At 74.4% G+C, this 17,836-nt stretch carries 18 protein-coding genes; 12 read left to right on the top strand and 6 right to left on the bottom strand.

What is annotated here, in order from left to right; genetic code table 11:
* Positions 1-13 precede the first annotated feature (13 nt).
* The 7 genes from ACWEFJ_RS19040 to ACWEFJ_RS19010 all read left to right on the top strand — a co-directional run bounded on the left by ACWEFJ_RS19040 (position 14) and on the right by ACWEFJ_RS19010 (position 5,493).
* Positions 14-574, top strand: coding sequence for a GNAT family N-acetyltransferase (locus tag ACWEFJ_RS19040; RefSeq protein ID WP_378090419.1), 561 nt, complete (start codon positions 14-16; stop codon positions 572-574).
* 118 nt (positions 575-692) lie between these two features.
* Positions 693-1,496, top strand: a complete 804-nt coding sequence (locus ACWEFJ_RS19035) for a CPBP family intramembrane glutamic endopeptidase (RefSeq protein ID WP_449714520.1) — start codon at positions 693-695, stop codon at positions 1,494-1,496.
* A 100-nt stretch (positions 1,497-1,596) separates the two neighbouring features.
* Entirely contained in the window at positions 1,597-2,049 is a 453-nt protein-coding gene (locus ACWEFJ_RS19030) for a hypothetical protein (protein ID WP_449714519.1), read from the top strand.
* 266 nt (positions 2,050-2,315) lie between these two features.
* Entirely contained in the window at positions 2,316-2,609 is a 294-nt protein-coding gene (locus ACWEFJ_RS19025; RefSeq protein WP_449714518.1) for a hypothetical protein, read from the top strand.
* 29 nt (positions 2,610-2,638) lie between these two features.
* Positions 2,639-3,499 (top strand): hypothetical protein, encoded by an 861-nt coding sequence (locus tag ACWEFJ_RS19020; protein ID WP_449714517.1) that lies wholly within the window; start codon positions 2,639-2,641, stop codon positions 3,497-3,499.
* Between the two features lie 9 nt (positions 3,500-3,508).
* A complete protein-coding gene (locus tag ACWEFJ_RS19015) occupies positions 3,509-4,297 on the top strand; it encodes a hypothetical protein (protein ID WP_449714516.1) in 789 nt (262 codons plus the stop codon).
* The gene (locus ACWEFJ_RS19010) at positions 4,294-5,493 is read left to right on the top strand and encodes a hypothetical protein (protein WP_449714515.1); all 1,200 of its coding nucleotides are present in this window, start codon (positions 4,294-4,296) and stop codon (positions 5,491-5,493) included. The genes ACWEFJ_RS19015 and ACWEFJ_RS19010 overlap by 4 nt, the downstream gene beginning before the upstream one ends.
* On the opposite strand, the gene ACWEFJ_RS19005 is transcribed toward ACWEFJ_RS19010, so the two are convergent.
* Complete coding sequence (locus tag ACWEFJ_RS19005) at positions 5,490-6,845, bottom strand: toll/interleukin-1 receptor domain-containing protein (protein ID WP_449714514.1); 1,356 nt, start codon at positions 6,843-6,845, stop codon at positions 5,490-5,492. The genes ACWEFJ_RS19010 and ACWEFJ_RS19005 overlap by 4 nt on opposite strands.
* A 400-nt stretch (positions 6,846-7,245) precedes the next feature.
* Between ACWEFJ_RS19005 and ACWEFJ_RS19000 the strand changes: the two genes are divergently transcribed.
* Positions 7,246-8,640 (top strand): FAD-binding oxidoreductase, encoded by a 1,395-nt coding sequence (locus ACWEFJ_RS19000; protein ID WP_449714513.1) that lies wholly within the window; start codon positions 7,246-7,248, stop codon positions 8,638-8,640.
* A 168-nt stretch (positions 8,641-8,808) separates the two neighbouring features.
* Here ACWEFJ_RS19000 and ACWEFJ_RS18995 read toward each other — a convergent pair whose 3' ends face one another.
* From ACWEFJ_RS18995 to ACWEFJ_RS18985, 3 genes are all read right to left on the bottom strand, one after another.
* Entirely contained in the window at positions 8,809-10,251 is a 1,443-nt protein-coding gene (locus ACWEFJ_RS18995) for a flavin monoamine oxidase family protein (RefSeq protein ID WP_378090400.1), read from the bottom strand.
* 233 nt (positions 10,252-10,484) lie between these two features.
* Positions 10,485-11,006 (bottom strand): GNAT family N-acetyltransferase, encoded by a 522-nt coding sequence (locus ACWEFJ_RS18990; protein WP_449714512.1) that lies wholly within the window; start codon positions 11,004-11,006, stop codon positions 10,485-10,487.
* Between the two features lie 274 nt (positions 11,007-11,280).
* Positions 11,281-11,736, bottom strand: coding sequence for a hypothetical protein (locus ACWEFJ_RS18985; RefSeq protein WP_449714511.1), 456 nt, complete (start codon positions 11,734-11,736; stop codon positions 11,281-11,283).
* A gap of 158 nt (positions 11,737-11,894) precedes the next feature.
* On the opposite strand from ACWEFJ_RS18985, the gene trpB reads away from it, so the two are divergent.
* From trpB to ACWEFJ_RS18970, 3 genes are read left to right on the top strand one after another with little or no spacing between them, the layout of a single operon-like run.
* Positions 11,895-13,061 carry a tryptophan synthase subunit beta gene (trpB, locus tag ACWEFJ_RS18980; RefSeq protein ID WP_449714570.1) on the top strand — a complete coding sequence of 389 codons (1,167 nt, stop codon included), beginning with the start codon at positions 11,895-11,897 and terminating at the stop codon, positions 13,059-13,061.
* On the top strand, positions 13,058-13,834 hold the full coding sequence (trpA, locus tag ACWEFJ_RS18975; protein WP_449714510.1) for a tryptophan synthase subunit alpha: 777 nt from the start codon (positions 13,058-13,060) through the stop codon (positions 13,832-13,834). Before trpB ends, trpA begins: the two co-directional genes overlap by 4 nt.
* A 19-nt stretch (positions 13,835-13,853) precedes the next feature.
* On the top strand, positions 13,854-14,633 hold the full coding sequence (locus tag ACWEFJ_RS18970; protein ID WP_378090392.1) for a GntR family transcriptional regulator: 780 nt from the start codon (positions 13,854-13,856) through the stop codon (positions 14,631-14,633).
* Here the strand turns inward: ACWEFJ_RS18970 and ACWEFJ_RS18965 are convergent.
* Together ACWEFJ_RS18965 and ACWEFJ_RS18960 are read right to left on the bottom strand one after the other, a co-directional pair.
* Complete coding sequence (locus ACWEFJ_RS18965) at positions 14,581-15,735, bottom strand: Cmx/CmrA family chloramphenicol efflux MFS transporter (protein ID WP_449714509.1); 1,155 nt, start codon at positions 15,733-15,735, stop codon at positions 14,581-14,583. The genes ACWEFJ_RS18970 and ACWEFJ_RS18965 overlap by 53 nt on opposite strands.
* 146 nt (positions 15,736-15,881) lie before the next feature.
* On the bottom strand, positions 15,882-16,880 hold the full coding sequence (locus ACWEFJ_RS18960; RefSeq protein ID WP_449714508.1) for an aminoglycoside N(3)-acetyltransferase: 999 nt from the start codon (positions 16,878-16,880) through the stop codon (positions 15,882-15,884).
* A 525-nt stretch (positions 16,881-17,405) separates the two neighbouring features.
* Between ACWEFJ_RS18960 and ACWEFJ_RS18955 the strand changes: the two genes are divergently transcribed.
* Positions 17,406-17,822 carry a universal stress protein gene (locus ACWEFJ_RS18955; protein WP_378090384.1) on the top strand — a complete coding sequence of 139 codons (417 nt, stop codon included), beginning with the start codon at positions 17,406-17,408 and terminating at the stop codon, positions 17,820-17,822.
* The last annotated feature ends 14 nt before the right edge of the window (positions 17,823-17,836 follow it).

Below are 17,836 nucleotides of genomic sequence, written 5' to 3'. Positions count from 1 at the left end.
TCGGGGGTGACACGTGGATCGACCGGTGGTGGTGCCGGCCCGCTGGCCGGAGGACGCCGTGGTGCGGACGGCGCGGTTGCGGGTGGAACCCGTGCGGGTGGAGCACGCCGAGGAGATGGCCTCGGTGCTGGGCGACCCGGCGTTGTACGCGGTCATCGGCGGCGCCCCGCCCACGGCCGCCGACCTCGTGGCCCGGTACGGGCGGTGGGAGCGGCCGCACTCCGAGGACGGGCGTGAGGGCTGGCTGAACTGGGTCGTGCGGCGGGACGCGGACGGCGCGGCGGTCGGCTCCGTGCAGGCGACCACGACGGAGTGCGCGGGCGGGTTCGCGGCGGAGGTGGCCTGGGTGGTCGGGGTGCCGTTCCAGGGGCTCGGGTACGCCACCGAGGCCGCGGCGGCGGTGATCGGGTGGCTGGTGGAGCGCGGCGCGCGGGACGTGCACGCCCACATCGCGCCCGAGCACCTGGCCAGCGAGGCGGTGGCGCGGCGGATCGGCATGCGGGCCACCGGCGAGTTCCGCGACGACGGCGAGCAGCGGTGGCGCTTCCGCCGGCCCGCCTTCCCGCGCGGCTGACCGGCATCCGCTGGGAGACGACCGGCATCGGCCGAGGGTGACCCGCGACCACGGCACCGCCCTGCCGGACCGCGCGGCTTCGAGTTGACCTCGCGGCACGCACGGGTTATCCACGGTTGTGAGCGATGAGCAGATCGGCCCGCCTCCCCACCCCGAACGCGTGACCGCGCCGGCCCCGGCCGACCCGCACCCCGCGCCCGTCCGGACCCGCGACCCGCGGACCGGCCTGACGTTGCTCGCCGTCTTCCTCGCCACCCAGGTCACCATGCTCGCCGTGTCGGTCCTGGTGCTGCTGTCCCACGACGCGACGGGCGGCGGGCTGGAGGACGGCCGGCTGCTGGCGCTGCTGGTCGTGCCCACGTCGTCGGCCGCGCTGGTGGGAGTGCTCGGCACCGCCTGGCTGGGCGGTGGTCCGCGTGCCCGGCGGGCGACGCGCGAGCTGGCGGTCCGCTGGGACCTCAAGGACCTCGCGATCGGCCTCGGGTTCGGCCTGGGCGGGTTGGCGCTGACGCTGCCGGCGGCGGCGTTGTGGGCGGCCTGGGTCGGCGCGGACGACGCCTCGTCGGCGGTGGGCGACGCGTTCGCCGGGCGCGAGCTGGCGCCGGCGGCGGCCGTGGTCGCGTTCCTCGTCGTGTGGCTGGTCGCGCCCCTCGCCGAGGAGGTGGTGTTCCGGGGCGTGCTGTGGCGCGCGGTGGAGCGCCTGGGCTGGAACCGCTGGGTCGTGTTCGCGGTGACCAGCCTGGTGTTCTCGGTCGCCCACCTGGAACTGCTGCGCACACCGCTGCTGCTGGTGCTGTCGATCCCGATCGGCCTGGCCCGGATGTTCACCGGCAACCTCCTCGCGAGCGTCGTGGCGCACCAGACCAACAACCTCCTGCCCGCCATCGGCCTCCTCCTGGTCACCACGGGCACGGTGGGGTGACGAACCGCCCCCGTTAACCCGTTCAGGGGACACCGCGACACGAGCGCATGATCCTCCGCGATACCCGGAGTACACGCCGAAACTCCGCGCGGAGGTCCAGGTGCAGACGTCGGGCAGCACCGCCGAACCCCGGAACCGGGCCGAGCCGCGCGCCGCGTGGCGCAGCCGCCGGCTGGCCCCGGGGTACGCGCTGGTGATCGCGTTCCTGGTGGCGACGCTGATCGGGTGGCTGCTGCCCGAGCCGGCGCCGCCTCCGGTCACCCCGCGTCCGCTCGACCTCCGGTTGGTGACCGCCGATCAGTCCCCGGCCACCGAACTGGCACGCGTCCCCGTCACGGTGCTGGGCGGCGACGGGTCTCCCCTGGCGGTGGACGCCGGGGCCCGCATCCACATCACCTCGTCGGGCGAGCCGATCACCGTCTGCGTGAAGCTCCCGAAGGAGTGGTCGGCCCCCGACCCGGCGAAGCAGTTCGCCGACTTCGCCTGCTGGCCGCCGCTCCACGACGAGCAGCGGGCGGACCTCGTCGTCGCCCGGACGGAGACCGGCAGGTGACCGCGCGGGGCGGGGCCGTGACGGTCGGGTGCGCCGTGGCGGGCGCGGTGATCGGCGTGCTGCCCTGGGGAGCGGACCTGTGGCGCTCGGCCCTCGTCGTGGCGACCGGCGCGGTCTTCGGGACCGTCCTCGCGCTCGGGGTGCTGACCACCGGTCGACGGCCGCGACTCCCAGCGGTCCCGTCACCGCAACCGACACCGCCCCCGTCACCGCCCCCGTCACCGCGACCGGCACCGCACCGGACGCCGCGACCGACGCCGGAGCCCGTGCCGACCCCGGCGGCCGTCGGACCGCGGGCCGCGGCCGACCGGACCTGGTGGACCGAGGCACGCCCGACCGCCCCACCCACCGTCCACACCGGACGAGCGGACGACGGCTACGAGGTGGACCGCGCGGTCGTGGCGCAGTGCCCGCGCTGCGGCGACTTCCGCCTCGACGTGGCGCAGCACGGCGACGGCTACGCCTTCCACTGCCGCAACCCGAACTGCGGCCACCGGTGGGAGTGGCGGCCGGACGCGCCGTGGCCGACGACGGTCGTCCGCCGCAACCTGACCCGATGACGTGACGGCCGAGCAGGAGGGGGTGCGTTGTGGAGCAGTACCGGCAGTCCGTGTCGCGGTCCACGCCGGGGTGCGTGGTGATCCTGTTGGACCGCTCGGACTCGATGAAGCTCGCCTGGGGCCGCACGGGGGCGTCGCTCGCCGACGGCGCGGCGCTGGCGGTGAACAACATCCTGCTGGACATGTGCATCAAGGCGACCGCCGAGGTGAACGCCCCGGTGCGGCACTACTTCGACGTCGGGATCTTCAGCTACGGCGCGCGTCTCGGCGAACCCGGCGAGGGTGTCGAGTCCGCGTTCGGCGGCGTGCTGGCGGGGCGCGGGCTGGTGCCGCTGCCGGAGTTGGCCGAGCACCCCGTGGCGGTGCGCGAGGAACCGTCGATCGACCTGATGCCGGTGAACGCCCGGATGCCGGTGTGGGTGGACCCGGTGCACGGCTACCGCACGCCCATGTGCCAGGCCATCGCCGTGGCGGGCGGGCACGTGTTCGACTGGGCCGCCGCGCACCCGGACTCGTTCCCGCCGATCGTCGTCAACATCACCGACGGCATGGTGACCGACAGCCCGTACGAGGGCGCGTCGTTGCAGGAGTGGGTGCGGCGGCTGACGTCGATTGAGACCAACGACGGCGCGACGTTGTTCTTCAACGTGTTCCTCTCCCCCGCCGAGGTCGCCGAGATCGTGTTCCCGTCCGGCGCGGACGGCCTGCCGCCGCCCGGCCCGGAGCTGTTCGCGCTGAGCAGCCCGCTGCCGGGGCCGATGGTGGCCAACGCCCGGGTCGACGGCTACGACGTCCGGCCGGGGGCGCGCGGCCTGGCGTTCAACGTAGGCCGCTCGACCCTCCTGCGGGTGCTCCAGATCGGGACCAGGGTCCCGGACCGCACGCGGTAGGGGGTCGTCGTGATCCACACCCGGCAGGTCGTGTTCTTCGCGCCCAAGCACGGCAACGCCGAGGCCGAGTGGGAGGACGGCGCGGCCGCCGCGCCCGCGGACGACGCCGGGCGCGGTCCCCGGTTCGCCGTCGCGGACGGCGCCACGCAGGGCTTCGGCTCGGCGCGCTGGGCGCAGCAGTTGGTCGCGGGCTTCGTCGGCGACCAGGGCCCGGCTCCCGACCTCACCCCGACCGCGCTGCACCGGTGGGTGTCGGAGGCGCAGCGCCGGTGGCGGGACGACCCGCGCCTGGCGGGCGCGACGGACCTGCAACGGCTCAAGCAGGCCACGGTCGGCTCGTTCGCCACGTTCCTCGGCTGCGAACTGCTCGACCTCGCCGGGCCGCGTCCGCGCTGGTCGGCGGTCGCGCTGGGCGACGCCGTGCTGTTCCACGTCCGCGGGCGGCGGGTCGTCACCCAGTTCCCGCCCCTGTCGCCCGAGGAGTTCGGGTCCAACCCGGACGGCCTGCCCACCGGGTCCGACGGGTTGGCGGACGTGATCGGCCGGGCGTCGTTCGCGGAGGGCGACCTCCTGGACGGCGACTCGCTCTACCTCGCCACGGACGCGTTCGCCCAGTGGGCCGCCGCGGCCGACGGGCCGGGCTCGTGGGCCGCGTTGGCGGCGCTGGACCACCCGGACGCGTTCCGCGCGCTCGTGACCCGCGCGCGGGCGGCGCGGGAGATGGTCAACGACGACGTCACCCTCATGCGGGTCCGGCTCGACCGGGCGCCGGCGACGCACCTGGTGGTGTGCCTGTGACCCGCTACCCGACGCCCGAGGAGTACGTGAAGGCGGTGCAGCGCCCGGACTGCTTCGTCGCGGCGGAGCTGCGCGGGCTGGAGCTGGTGGTCCACCCCCGGTACGGGGTGCCCATGCCTGCGGCGGGGACGAGCGCCGTGGTGTTCAAGGCGGTGGCGGACGGGCAGGCGCAGGCGTTGCGGTTCTTCACCCGCGAGGACGTGTCCAGCGGCGAGCGTTACGGCGCGCTGCACGAGTTCTTCACGGCGAGCGGGCTGGCGGACGCGGTCGCCCTGCCGCGGTGGGTGGACGGCGGAATCCGGGTCAACGGCCGCGAGTGGCCCGTGGTGCGGATGCAGTGGGTCGAGGGCCACACGCTCAACCGGCACGTGGAGGCGTTGGTGGCGCGCGGGGACACCGCGTCGCTGGCCGCGTTGGCGGTGTCGTGGCGGGACCTCGTGACGCGGCTCCAGCGGGCCGGGTTCGCGCACGGCGACCTCCAGCACGGCAACGTCCTGGTGGACGGGGGCGGCGGGCTGCGGCTGGTGGACTTCGACTGCTCGTGGATCCCCCGGTTCGCCGGCACGCCGCCGCCCGGCGAGACGGGGCACCGCAACTACCAGCCGGCCCACCGGCCGTGGGGTCGGTGGATGGACACGTTCCCCGGGCTGGTGATCTACCTGTCGCTGCTGGCGCTGGCGCGCGACCCGAGCGGCTGGTCCGCCTTCCACACCGGCGAGAACCTGCTGTTGGACCAGGAGGACTACCGGCCGCCGTTCGCCACGCCCGTCTGGGCGCACCTGGCCGCGTTGCGCGACCCGCTGGTGGACGACGTGGCCCGCCGGCTCCAGTGGTGCTGCGCGCCGGGGTGGGTCGCCGGCACCGGGATGGCGGAGTTGCTCGCGCCGCGCGTCACGCCGTGGTGGGAACGCACGCCGGCGCCTGCCGCGCCCGTGCCCGTCCCGCGGCCGCCGGTCGCCACGCCCGCCGTCCCCGTCCGGCCGCGCCAGGGCGACTGGTGGGCGGCGGTGGAGCCGCAGCCGGCGGGACGGCGGGTGAGCGTGCTGGTGGTCGCCCTGCTCGTCGGCGTGCTCGCCTGCGTCGGCCTGCTGTTCGCCCCGGGGGCGGACCCGGACGGCGCGGTGGGCGGGGGCGTGATGGCGGCGCTGCTCGCGTGGGCGATCGGCGCGGCCGTGCGGCGGGCGCGGTCGGGCTAGGACGCGTGCGGCACGACCAGGTAGACGACCACGCCGAGCAGGCCGACCGACGCGATGACCAGGGCCGCGCGGGCTCGCGGCACCTGCCGCCTCACCGCCAGCACGCCCAGGACCAGTCCGGTGAGGACGGACAACGCGACCGTGGCGGCGATGGGGTGCCTGCCCGTGCCCGTGAGCATCAGGAACGGGATGCCCGGCGCGCCGAGGACCGCACTGACGAACGCCAACGGGGAACCGGCGTCGGCCACGGCCGCCTCGGAGCCCGCACCGCCCTCCTCCGCCGAGCCCGCCACCGCACCGGGACCGGGTGCCGGGGTCGGGGTCGATGCGGTGGGCCAGGGCGATGTCGGGGCGGAGGCGGCTTCCGGAGCCGGTGTGGGCGCGGCGGGCGGTGCGGAGGCGGGCGGTTCCGGCGGTCGGGGCTTGTCCCCCTGCCACCAGGGCGTGGTGGACGGCGCTTCCTTCGTCACCGGAGCGGCGCGCTGCGCCTCCACCGCGCCCCGCAGCCACGCCGGCGCACCGCCCGTTCCGGCGGACTCGCCGGCCTCGACGGGTTCGATGCGTTCGGGTGGTTCGCCCGCATCCTGCTCGACTCTCTCCGCCGCGTCGTCCTCCGGATCTTTCGGCGGGCCGATCACCACGGGGTTCCTCCGCCAGTGGTCGGCCGCCGACAGCCAGGTGACCCCCTCGGGCAGCCCTTCCGCCGGCTCCACGTTCGCCAGGATCTCGTCGATCTCCCGCGAGTTCAGGTTGGTGATCTCGCCGCGCTCGCGGAACTCCCGCAACAGCTTCAGGATGTCGGCACGGGCGATCTCGTCCCGCTCCGTCCTCAGGTGCCGCCGCAGCTGCCCGATGATGATCTCCTGCCGCTCCGGCGCGATCGGCTGCGGTCCCAGCAGCTCGGCGATCCGGTAGAGGTACTCGAACGGCACCTTCGGCGGCGTGGGCAGCGGGTTCGGCAGCACGCGCGGGCGGGCGGTCAGCTCGGTCAGCGCGCCCGCCAACGCCACGATCGCGTCCGCGTCACGCTCCCGGTAGTCCACGAGCTGCCGTTCCATGATCGGGATCCGCAGGTTGTCCAGCGGCCCCACCTGCACCGGCAGCACGGGCAGGTCGAGCTGCTGCGCGTAGTCGAACTCCGCGTGGCAGGGCACCGACTTCCACGACGCCTGCGACAGCGCGAACACGAACACCCGCGCGGCCTGGATGGTGCGGATGATCTCGCGCCACCACAGCTCGCCGCCGTGGATCTCGTGGTCCAGCCAGACCTGGTGCCCCATCCGGTCGAGGTCGTCCCGGAGGGCGCGCACCGCGGGCTCGTCGGCCCTGGTGTAGCTGACGAAGATGGTCATGGTCACGCCCTCCGGTCCGGGCAGCACGCATCACGGGCACTCATCTGGTTGGTCGCCCCGACGCGCCCTTTCGTTGCGCCGGATCGCGGAGTGCCCTCGTCGGCCGGCCCGGTCCGGGCCCACGGCGCGACACCGGCCCGACGACCACCCACGCGGTGGGGACGCCGACCGGCTCCTCGAACGGGCAGGTCTTCCCCGTACCGGGGCGGTCGAGGTGACACGTGGTGACCACCGATCCCGGGAAACGGGACGATCGTTCGCCTTCACCTGCCGTGGGTCTGATCGGGCGACGTCGGGCGGTTCGGGCGCGGTACGCGGTTACGCTGCCCTCCCGGTGGTCGCCGCGGCGCGCCGGTGCGCCGGCGGGCCGGCCGGCGGGCGTCCGACGATCGGAGGAGCCGTGGCGGATCGGGAAGGGCGGGCCGTGGCGGACGCCATCCGCGCCGGGTTTCGCGGTGAGCTGCTCGAGCCGGGCGATGCCGGGTACGACGGGGCGCGCGTGGTGTGGAACGCCGTGGCCGACCGCCGTCCCGCGGTGATCGCCCGCTGTCGCGGGGTGGCCGACGTCCGGCACGCGCTGGCGGTGGCGCGGGAGTTCGACGTCGAGGTGGCGGTGCGCGGCGGGGGACACGACGTGGCCGGCAACGGCGTGTGCGAGGGCGGCGTCGTGCTCGACCTGTCGCCGATGAAGGGCGTCCGGGTCGATCCGGTGCGGCGAGTCGCCCGTGCCCAGGCCGGGCTCACGTGGGCCGAGTTCGACCGGGAGACGCAGGCGTTCGGCCTGGCCACGACCGGCGGGCAGTGCTCCGGCACGGGCGTCGCCGGCGTCACCCTCGGCGGCGGCATGGGCTGGCTGATGCGCAAGCACGGCCTCACCGTCGACAACCTGCTCTCCGTCGACGTCGTGACCCCGGACGGGCAACTGCTCACCGCGAGCGAGCACGACAACAGCGAGCTGTTCTGGGGGCTGCGCGGCGGAGGCGGCAACTTCGGCATCGTCACCGAGTTCGAGTTCCGCCTGCACCCGGTCCGCGAGGTCACGGCCGGGCTGCTGGTGTACCCGGGCGACCGGCTGGCCGACGTCCTGGCCCTCTACCGCGACTACGCCGCCGTCGAACCCGACTCGGTCACCTCCACGGTCATCGCCCTGACCGCGCCACCGATGCCGGGACTGCCCGAATCCCTGCACGGCAGACCGGCGGTCGCCATCGGCGTGTGCCACAGCGGCCCGCCCGAGGACGCCGACGAAGCGCTGCGCCCCCTGCGCCGATTCGGCCCGCCGGCGGCCGACCTCGTCGCTCCCATGCCCTACACGACGCTGCAGAGCATGTTCGACGGCATGCCCGCGGGCGATTACGGCTACCGCCAGAGCATCCGCGCCGGTTACCTCGCCGAGCTCGGCGACGACGCCATCGCCGCCCTGGTCCACCAAGCCGACAGGGTCGTGTCACCCCTGTGCATCGTCGAGCTGCTGCACCTCGAAGGCGCCGTCGCCCACGTCCCGGAGGACGGCACCGCGTTCCCCGGCCGCGACGCCCGGTTCTTCTGCATGTTCCAGTCCACCTGGAGCGACCCCGGCGACACCGCCGCCCACACCGCGTGGACGCGGGAGGCGTGGAACGCCTTCGCCCCGTTCACCGACCGCCGCACCCACCCCGGCTTCCTCGACGCCGACGAGCCGGCACAACGCGTCGCCGACGCCTACGGACCGGGCAAAACCGCACGCCTGAGCGCGCTCAAACGCCACTACGACCCGACCAACTTCCTGCACCTCAACAAGAACATCCACCCGTGACCGCGTCGTCCACCGTCTCGACAGGCCGGTCGAAGGCGTGCACCCCCTTGCGGGACGGGTTCTCGTGGAACCGGGTGATCGTTCCACGAGAACCCGGCACCGAGTGGTCGGGACGTCGTGCGGGCGGAGCGACGAAGGCGTCGGGAGCGGCCGGCGCGATGGGCCCGCTCAGTCCTTCCAGGGCATCTCGTCGCGCATGCCCTCGTGGATCGCGAACGCGTTCTTCACCGCCGCCTTGAGCGCGCCCTCCACCCACCGCCGGTGCCGGCGGTCGCAGGCGTCGTTGGCGAACCACACCCGGTTCACCGGCCGGATCACGTCCTCGTAGAACGTCTCGCTCATCTCGAACGCCCGGAACAGCGGGCCGATGCCGCAGGCGAACCAGTCGAGCGCCCAGTCCTTGTAGACGCCGAACTCGAACGTGTCCCGCGCCTCCGGGTGGATCTTGACCAGGTCCTCCAGCGCCTGCATGACGCTCTCCTCGCCGGCCAGCGGCGTGTACGGCATGCTGTCCTGCTCCCAGCAGTACGACGCGATCATCACGCCCTTGCGGAAGCGGGTGTCCTGGCCGGCGGGCGGGTAGACGATGTTGCGGATCGCCAGGTCGGTCACGGTGAGGCCGTGGGTGATGCCGTACCCGCTCTCCCACCACCGCTCGCTGAACTGCATGAACAGCTTGTGCGCACGGCCGTAGTAGGTGTTGCGGATGGCGTACCACTTGTCCGGGTCGAGGCCCTGGATCTCCATGTGCCGCAGGCTGGCGAACGGGACCGTCACGATGCACTCGTCGGCGGTGACGGTCTGCGTGCGCCGACCGGCGCGGTAGTGCACGCGCACCCCGCTGTCGTCCTGGTCGATGGCGTGCACCAGCGCGCCGAGGCGGATGTCGTCCATCAGCATCGGCTCGAACGCCCTGGGCAGCGAGTCCGCGCCGTCCACGATGTACACGAGGTGGCCGAACACGTCCTCGTAGAAGTGCGAGAACCACTCGACCAGCGAGAAGTGGTAGCGACCCTCCAGGTTGAACAGCGGGCCGAGCATCGAGAGCGCGCCGTCGCTCAGGCCGCGCTCCTTCAGGTAGCCCAGCAGGGTGTACCGGTCGTAGTCGGTGAGCAGCCGGTGCCACGCCTTGGCCTCGTCCTCGTGCTCCATGATGTCGATCAGCGGTTGCACGGTGCGGCGCAGCAACTCGTGGGGCGCCTGGTCGGCCTCGGCGGAGGACAGGTCGAAGCTGAACTGGTCGGCGCTGAAGTCCTTGCGCCGCACGCCCTTGCCCTGGAGGTAGACGAACGTGTCCTCGTCGTACATCGGGAACGGTTTCGTGGCGAGCTTGAACTTCTCGTCGATCAGCCAGGAGACCATCGGGTGCTGCTGCGGGAACCGCATCGCGCCGAACTCGCCGTACATGTCGCCCGCGAAACCGCGGTGCGTGAGGATGCGCCCGCCCAGGCGGTTCTGCCCTTCGAGGATGACGACCTCGTGACCGGCTTCCTTCAACAGCATGGCCGCGGTCAACCCGGCCATTCCCGCGCCGACGACGACGATCTTCCGCCGCGGGGCCGAGCTGTCCGGAAGACCTTGTTTGAGCAGGTCGAGCGCGTCCAACGCCATGAGTCCACCTCACACCCGATCGGGGCCGCGGACGCGCCGCGGACGGTTTGACAGGAGAGGTGGCCATCCTCGAGATCAAACCGTACTCGGGGCGAAACCTACGGCCAACGCCCTGATGGGGTGAGTCGATTTCCGGCGGAAACGCCGGAAATCCCGCCCGAGAACGCAGAATTGCGGAGCCGGGGTGAGCGGTGTTGCCTCCGAACGGGGTGGCGCGTCCACCTGTCGGGTGGTTATCGCGGTGTGGTGAGCACGCGCTGGGCCAACAGCTGCCCCGGCCACGCGCCGACCGTGAACGGCTCGACGGGCTCGAACCCGTTGCGCCGGTAGTAGGCGACCAGCTCGCCGTCCGAGCCCGCGTAGCAGTCCACCCGCAGGAGGTCCACGCCGGCGCGGCGGGCCTCGTCACGGGCGTGGGCCAGCAGGGCGCTGCCCACGCCGAGCCCGGCGTGGGAGCGGGACGTGACGAGGAGGGTCACGTACACCTCGGGCTCGCCGGCCGGGCTCACGTACTTCGGCGGCTTCGGGGCCAGCGTCATCGCCCCGGCGGGGACGCCGTCGACCTCGGCGATCCAGGCGGTGCCCTCGCGGATCTTCCCGGCGATGCCCTCCACGCGGCCGGGCTGGTCGGAGAACGGCTCGCTCCCCCACTGCCCGGTGCGGCCGGACTCGGTCAACCACGCCACCGCACCGTCCAGCATCGCCATGACCGCGGGGAGGTCGGCCAGGTCGCCGCGTCTGATGTCCACGTCCACCGGCGCACGGTAACCCGCGCGCCCCGATCGGCGGAACGCGGTTCACGGCACCCTGCCCGCCCCCCGCTCGTTCACTCCCACCTCGCCGGCCCGCCCTCGCAGCGCCAACCCGCCCTCGCAGCACCGGCCCACACCCGCAGCACCGGCCCACACCCGCAGCACCGGCCCACACCCGCAGCACCGGCCCACACCCGCAGCACCGGCCCACACCCGCAGCACCGGCCCGCACCCGCAGCACCGGTTCCGTCCGCGAGGTGGTCGACGGACCGGTCGCTCAGCTGGTGCGCGGTTCGCGGGCCTGCCGGTGGCGTTCCAGGTTGGCCGTCGCGGCGGCGAGGTGCGGCCGGTACGCCGGGTCCGCGTCGGCCAGCCGCCGGTAGAGGTCCACCGCCTCCCGCGACCGGGCGACCGCGTCCGCGGACCTGCCGACCTCGTGGCAGCGCACGCCCAGGTCGTCCAGCGCCGCGGCCAGCGCGGGCAGCCGCGCCGGGTCGTCGGCGACCAGGTCCCGGTGGACGGCGACGGCCTCCTCGGCCGGGCCGAGGGCGTCCAGGCGCCGGCCGGCCGCGTCGTGCACGGCGGCCAGGTCGGTCAGCGCCCTGGCCAGGTCGGGCCGGCGGCCGGGGTCGTAAGTCGCCCGGAACCGCTGGAGCGCGACCTCCTCCGCGTGCGCGGCGACGACTTCGGCGGTCCGGGGCGGTTCGGCGAACGCGTCGTGCTGCTCCGGCATGCGGTCCTCCTGCCACGCAGGCCCTGGTCCGCGTGCACCGTAGCCGCCGCCGACCGCCTCCGGAGCCGTGCGGCGACACGGTCACCCACTTGCCACAACCGCACGACAGTTCTAGAGTTCTAGAAGTGTCATTCCACGAGGTCGTGACGACCGGCTTGATGCGCGCACCCGACGCGGCCGGTCGGTTCGGGAGGTTCGGCGGGCGGTACCTGCCGGAGGCGCTGGTGCCCGCCGCACGGGCGGTCGAGGCCGCGTTCCGCGAGGCGTGGGCGGACGCCGCGTTCACCGCGGAGTTCCACCGGCTGCTCACCACCTACGCGGGCAGGCCCACGCCGTTGACGGACTGCGCGCGGTTGTCCGAGGCGCTGGGCGTGCGGGTGCTGCTGAAGCGGGAGGACCTGGCGCACACCGGGTCGCACAAGATCAACAACGTGCTCGGGCAGGCGTTGCTGGCGCGGCGCACGGGCAAGCGCAAGCTGATCGCGGAGACCGGCGCGGGCCAGCACGGGGTGGCGACCGCGACGGCCGCTGCCCTGCTGGGCCTGGACTGCACCGTCTACATGGGGCAGACCGACGTCCGGCGGCAGGAGCTGAACGTCTTCCGGATGCAGCTGCTCGGGGCCGAGGTCGTGCCGGTCGCCTCCGCGAGCGGCACGGGCACGTTGAAGGAGGCGACCAACGGCGCGCTGCGCGCGTGGGTCGCCGAGACCGGGCACGCGCACTACTGCGTCGGTTCCACCATGGGCCCGCACCCGTACCCGTGGATGGTGCGCGAGTTCCAGCGCGTCATCGGCGACGAGGCCCGCGCGCAGTGCGCCGAGCGGCTGGCGGCGGCCGTGCCGGACGTCGTCGTGGCCTGCGTGGGCGGCGGGTCGAACGCGGCGGGCACGTTCGCCGGGTTCGTGGACACCCCGGCGCGGCTGGTCGGTGTCGAGGCGGCCGGCGGCAGCGCGGTCGACAAGGGCAGGCCCGGCGTGCTGCACGGGTTCCGCTCGCACTTCCTGCAGGACGAGGACAGCCAGGTCCTCGAAGCGCACTCGATCTCCGCCGGGCTGGACTACCCGGGCGTCGGCCCGGAGCACGTGCACCTCGCCGAGACCGGCCGCGCGCACTACGCGAGCGTCACCGACGAGCAGGCGTTGCGCGCGTTGAGGCTGGTGACGAGGACCGAGGGCATCCTGCCCGCGCTGGAGTCGGCGCACGCGCTGGCGTGGGTGGTGGACGCCGCCGCGACCGGCGAGCTGGCGGCCGGCTCGACGGTGCTCGTCACGTTGTCCGGCCGCGGCGACAAGGACGTCCAGCAGATCAGGGAGCACCTGCGATGACCGACACCGTGGCAGACCACCTGCGGGCCGCCCGCGCCGACGGTCGGCGGCTGCTCGTGCCGTACGTGATGGCCGGCGTCGTGCCGGACTGGCTGGACCTGGTGCGGGGCGCGGCGGAGGCCGGGGCGGACGCGGTCGAGATCGGCCTGCCGTTCTCCGACCCGATGCTCGACGGCCCGACGGTGCAGCGGGCGGCGGCCCTCTCCGCCCGGCGCGGCGGGCGGCCGAGGGCGTTGCTGGACGACCTCGCCGACCTCGACCTCGACGTGCCGCTGGTCGTCATGACCTACGCCAACGTGGCGACGGCCGACGGGTTCCTCGACCACCTGGCGGCGGTGGGCGTGCGCGGGGTGATCGTGCCGGACCTGCCGCTGGAGGAGTCGGCGGAGCACCTGGCGCGGGCCGCGGAGCTGGGCATCGCCGGGGTGCTGCTGGCCGCGCCCGCCTGCGACGACGACCGGTGCCGCGAGATCGCGCGGGCGTCGTCCGGGTTCGTCTACTGCATGAGCTCGATGCGGATCACCGGCGAACGCGCCGACCTCGCCGCGACGGCGGGCGCGAACGCCCGGCGGCTCAAGGCCGTGACCGACCTGCCCGTGGTGACCGGCTTCGGCATCTCCACGGTCGAGCACGCGGTGCGGGCGTGCGCGGACGCCGACGGCGTGGTGATCGGCTCGGTCCTGATGCGGATGCTGGTCGACGGCGCGCCCGTCGCCGACGTCGTGGAGGAGGTGGCCGCGTTCCGCCGGACGCTATCCTCCGTCGGGGGCTGAGAGTCGGGGGTTCGCACCGGTGGACGACGGGCGGCGCACGGGCCGCGGGCACGGGGCGCGCCTGCCCAAGTACCTCGCCATCTACCGGGCGCTGGCCGACCGGATCGCGGACGGGCGCTACCCGGCGGACGCGCCGCTGCCCGCGCAGCGCGAGCTGGGCGAGGAGTTCGACGTCTCGCTGATGACGGTGCGGCAGGCGATCGCGGCGCTGGAGGCCGACGGCCTGCTGGAGACGCGGCACGGCGTCGGCACGTTCGTGCGGCGGCCCGCCTTCGCCTACGGGCTGACGGGGTTGCGCAGCCTGGCGCAGGACTTGGTGGAGCAAGGCATCGAGCTGGAGACCGAGGTGCTCGACGCGCGGCTCGTCGTGCCGCCGGGCGACGTGGGCGCGCGGTTGGGCCTCGCCGGGGGAGGTCGGGTGCTGGCGGTCGAGAGGCTGCGCAGCACCCGACCTCCCGCCGGCGGGTCCGTCCCGTTGCTGTTGCAGACGTCCTACCTGCCCGAGGAGTTCGGCATCGGCGTGGACGCCCTGCGCCACGAGTCGCTGTACCGGCTCCTCGCGGAGTCGGGGCGACCGGTGCGGCAGGCGAGCGAGACCATCCAGGCGGTCGCGCTGACCGCCGGGCAGGCGCGGGTGCTGGGGCGCGAGCCCGGCTCGCCCGCCCTGCTGAGCAGCCGCCTCAGCCGGGGCGAGGACGGCACGCCGCTCGTGGACGACCGCGCGCTGCTCGTCGGCGACACCGTGATCACCGCGGAACGCGCGGTGACCGGGACGAACCTGGCCTACGGACACCGGTGACGGCGAGCGCCGCCCCCGCCAGGACGGCGCTGACCCACGGCGCGGCGCGGTAGTCCCCCACCGCACCGGAGGCCACGGCGACCGCCAGGGGCCCCAGGAACGCGCCCACGTTCAGCGCGACCGTGGCGAACGCCCCGCCCAACGACGGCGCGTCGGACGCCACCCGCACGACCCGGCCGACCAGGGCCGAGCCCACGCCGAACGACAACGCGCCCTGCACCACCGCCAAGGCGAACAGCGGCGGCGCGTGCGAGCCGGTCAGGGCCAGCGCCGCCCACCCGACCGGCAGGGCGGCGAGGACCGCGGGCCGCAGCGCCGTGTCGCCGAGCCGGCCCGCCGCCGTGACGCCGAGGAACGCGCCCGCGCCGAAAGCCGCCAACAGCGCGGGCACCGCGCCGCCGGGCAACCCGGCGACGTCCACGGCGACGACCGCGAGGTAGGCGAAGGTGGCGAACGTGGCCCCGTTGACCAGGACCGCGAGCAGCAGCGCCCGCCGCAGCACCGGCGACCGCAACGCCCGCGCCTCCCGCCGGACCGCCACGTCGCGGCGGTCGGCCGCGTCGGCGGGCGCGGACCGGAACACCAGCGCCAACGCGGGCACGCACAGGGCGGCGACCGCCCAGAACACCCACCGCCACCCGGCCCGGTCGCCGAGCAGCGCGCCCGCCGGCACGCCCGCGACGCACGCCAGCGTGATGCCCGACAGCAGCACGGCGGTCGCCCTGCCCTGCCGCTCCGGGCGCACCAGGGCGATCGCGACGGACATCGCGACCGCGAGGAAACCCGCGTTGGCGACCGCGGCGACGATCCTGGTCGCGAACAGGACGGGGAAGCTCGTCGTGACCGCCCCGAGGGCGTGCACGACGACGAACGCGGTCAGGAAGCCCGCCAGCGCCCGCCGGCGTGGCCACCGCGCGGCCAGGGCGGCCATCAGCGGCGCGCCGACGACCATGCCGACGGCGTAGGCGGAGGTGAGGCTCGCCGCCGCGCCGGGCGGGACCGACAGGTCGGCGGCGATGCCGGGGACCAGGCCGGACAGCATGAATTCCGAGGTGCCTTGCGCGAACACGGCAAGGCCGAGGACGTACACGAACAGGGGCAAGGGATCGACTCCGAGGTCGGCGTGCGCGGTCAGGTGCGTGCGCGTGCCGACCGCCGACGGGCGATCGCGATCAGGACCGGTGGCTCACCGGTCGGACGGGACGCCGCCGGCGATCGGCGGCTCGGCTCTGTCCGACTCGGGACTCGTCACCCGCAGCACCCTAGTCGGGAACCGCCCCGGTCCTCAACGTCGTTCCGGCGCTCGGCATCGTCCGTCCGCTCGGCGTCGTTCCGGTGCCCGGCGTCGCCCGGGTGCTGGGCGTCGCTCCGGCGCTCGGCATCGTCGCGGCGCTCGGCATCGTCGCGGCGCTCGGCGTCGCCCCGGTGCCCGGCGTCGTCCCGGTGCCCGGCGTCGCCCCGGTGCTCGGCCAGCCAGGTCTCGGCGAACGCGACCGCGTCGGGCAGCGAGAACAGCCGGGTGACGGCCGCGCCGACCCGGCCGAGCCGGACCGGCCGCGCGCCGCCGAAGGCCGCGCCCAGCTCCGCGAAGTCGCCGTCGTCCAGCGCGAGGTCGCGGACGGTCGCCCACGACCGGCCCCGCGGGGTCGTGATCGCGAACGAGTTGTCCGCCTCCGGCGGGTCCGGGAGCCGGTACTCGGCCAGGTGGAACGCCGTGCACGAGCCGAAGCCGACACCGAGCAGCAGCACCCGCGCCCCCATCGCCTCCAGCCGGGCCAGCGGGCTGCGCTCGCCGAGCTGGCTGTCGAGGGCGTGGTCGGCCACCACCTCGGCGGCCCGCGCGCCGAGCGCGGCGAACGACGTCTGCGGGTGCGCGCTGCGCAGCGCCCCGGGCCAGGTCCGCACCGCCTCGGGGATCACGCCGACGCCCGTCGCCGGGGTGGTGCGCGGGTCGTAGGGCGGCAGGGACGCGCGGATCTCGGCCCACCACGACTCGGGCACGGGCGGGTCGTGCCAGCCGGCCGGGTCGGAGTTGTCGGTCGACTGGGTGGGCACCACCAGCGTCCCGGCCTCGCCGAGCACGTCGAGCAACGCCGCCACGACGGTGTTGGCCCCGCCGCAGACCCAGCCGAGCGCGCTCAACGAGGAATGGACGAGCACGGTGTCGCCCGCGCGCAGCCCGGCTTCCCCGAGCTGGGCGGCGATCGAGTGCCGGGTGCACAGCGGACCGGAGGGAGGCTTCGACACCTCCGCAGGATAAGGACGGCCGCCCGGCCCGGTCACGCCGAACGGGCGCTCCGGAACCACGCGACCACCCTCGACAACAGGAATGAAACTCGCATACGGACCGCGACGCCGACCACCGCCAATAGCGCGGAACAACACCTGGGCGAGTACCACTCGGTATCGCCCGGTCGCCATTCCACGGAATGTGGAACCGCCGGGGGCGCGCGCCGATGCGCCACTCGCGTGATCCGCCACTGGGCCGTCGAGGTGGGACAACACCCGTGAGTGCTCCCCCGAACGGCCGACGCTGGGCCGTTCGGACCGCTTTCGCCGACATTCCGGTGACCCGCTCCGACCATCGCCGCGAAAATCGTGGCACCACTGCCCAAAGGACGGGTAAATCACCTTTTACCCGACATCGAACCGAGACCTAAAAATGGCGTAAATACCGCCTACCGCGCTCGACACGAATGCGTGGCGGTCCGATTATTCCCGGTAGTTGTTCGGCGGGTGCCCAGCGAGGACACCCTCCCGCGAGGAGGCGTGATGGAAGCCAAGCGGATCATCGTCGGTGTGGACAACTCGGCGGCGGGCAAGGCCGCGCTGGAGTGGGCCATACGCCACACGCAGGACGGCGGGGTCGTGGTCGCGGCGTCGGTGTGCGGGCTGCGGACGCCCGGCGGCAGCGCGGACGTGTTCCACAGCGCCCGGCGGCGCGCGGTCGACGACGCGCTGGAGGGGATCGGGTCGAGCGGGAGCGTGCGGGTGGAGCGGTCGGTGCTGGACGGCGAGCCGGGGCCGGCCCTGGTGGAGCTGGCCGGCGAAGCCGACGGCCTGGTCCTCGGCCGGCACGGCTACACCCGGGGCGGCGTCACGATCCTCGGCTCGGTGATCAGGCACTGCCTGGAACACGCGACCTGCCCGGTCGTCGTCGTGCCGGCCCACAACGGGCAGGCGGCCTGACCCTCGCGCCCCAC

Source organism: Actinosynnema sp. NPDC004786 (assembly GCF_053601135.1).
This window is presented reverse-complemented; position numbering and strand designations above follow the sequence as displayed.

Excerpts from the sequence above, each read along its gene's own strand:
- ACWEFJ_RS19005 (WP_449714514.1), bottom strand. The coding sequence starts at position 6,845 with ATGACCATCTTCGTCAGCTACACCAGGGCCGACGAGCCCGCGGTGCGC.
- ACWEFJ_RS18995 (WP_378090400.1), bottom strand. The coding sequence starts at position 10,251 with ATGGCGTTGGACGCGCTCGACCTGCTCAAACAAGGTCTTCCGGACAGC.
- ACWEFJ_RS18985 (WP_449714511.1), bottom strand. The coding sequence starts at position 11,736 with ATGCCGGAGCAGCACGACGCGTTCGCCGAACCGCCCCGGACCGCCGAA.
- trpB (WP_449714570.1), top strand. The coding sequence starts at position 11,895 with ATGCGCGCACCCGACGCGGCCGGTCGGTTCGGGAGGTTCGGCGGGCGG.
- trpA (WP_449714510.1), top strand. The coding sequence starts at position 13,058 with ATGACCGACACCGTGGCAGACCACCTGCGGGCCGCCCGCGCCGACGGT.
- ACWEFJ_RS18955 (WP_378090384.1), top strand. The coding sequence starts at position 17,406 with ATGGAAGCCAAGCGGATCATCGTCGGTGTGGACAACTCGGCGGCGGGC.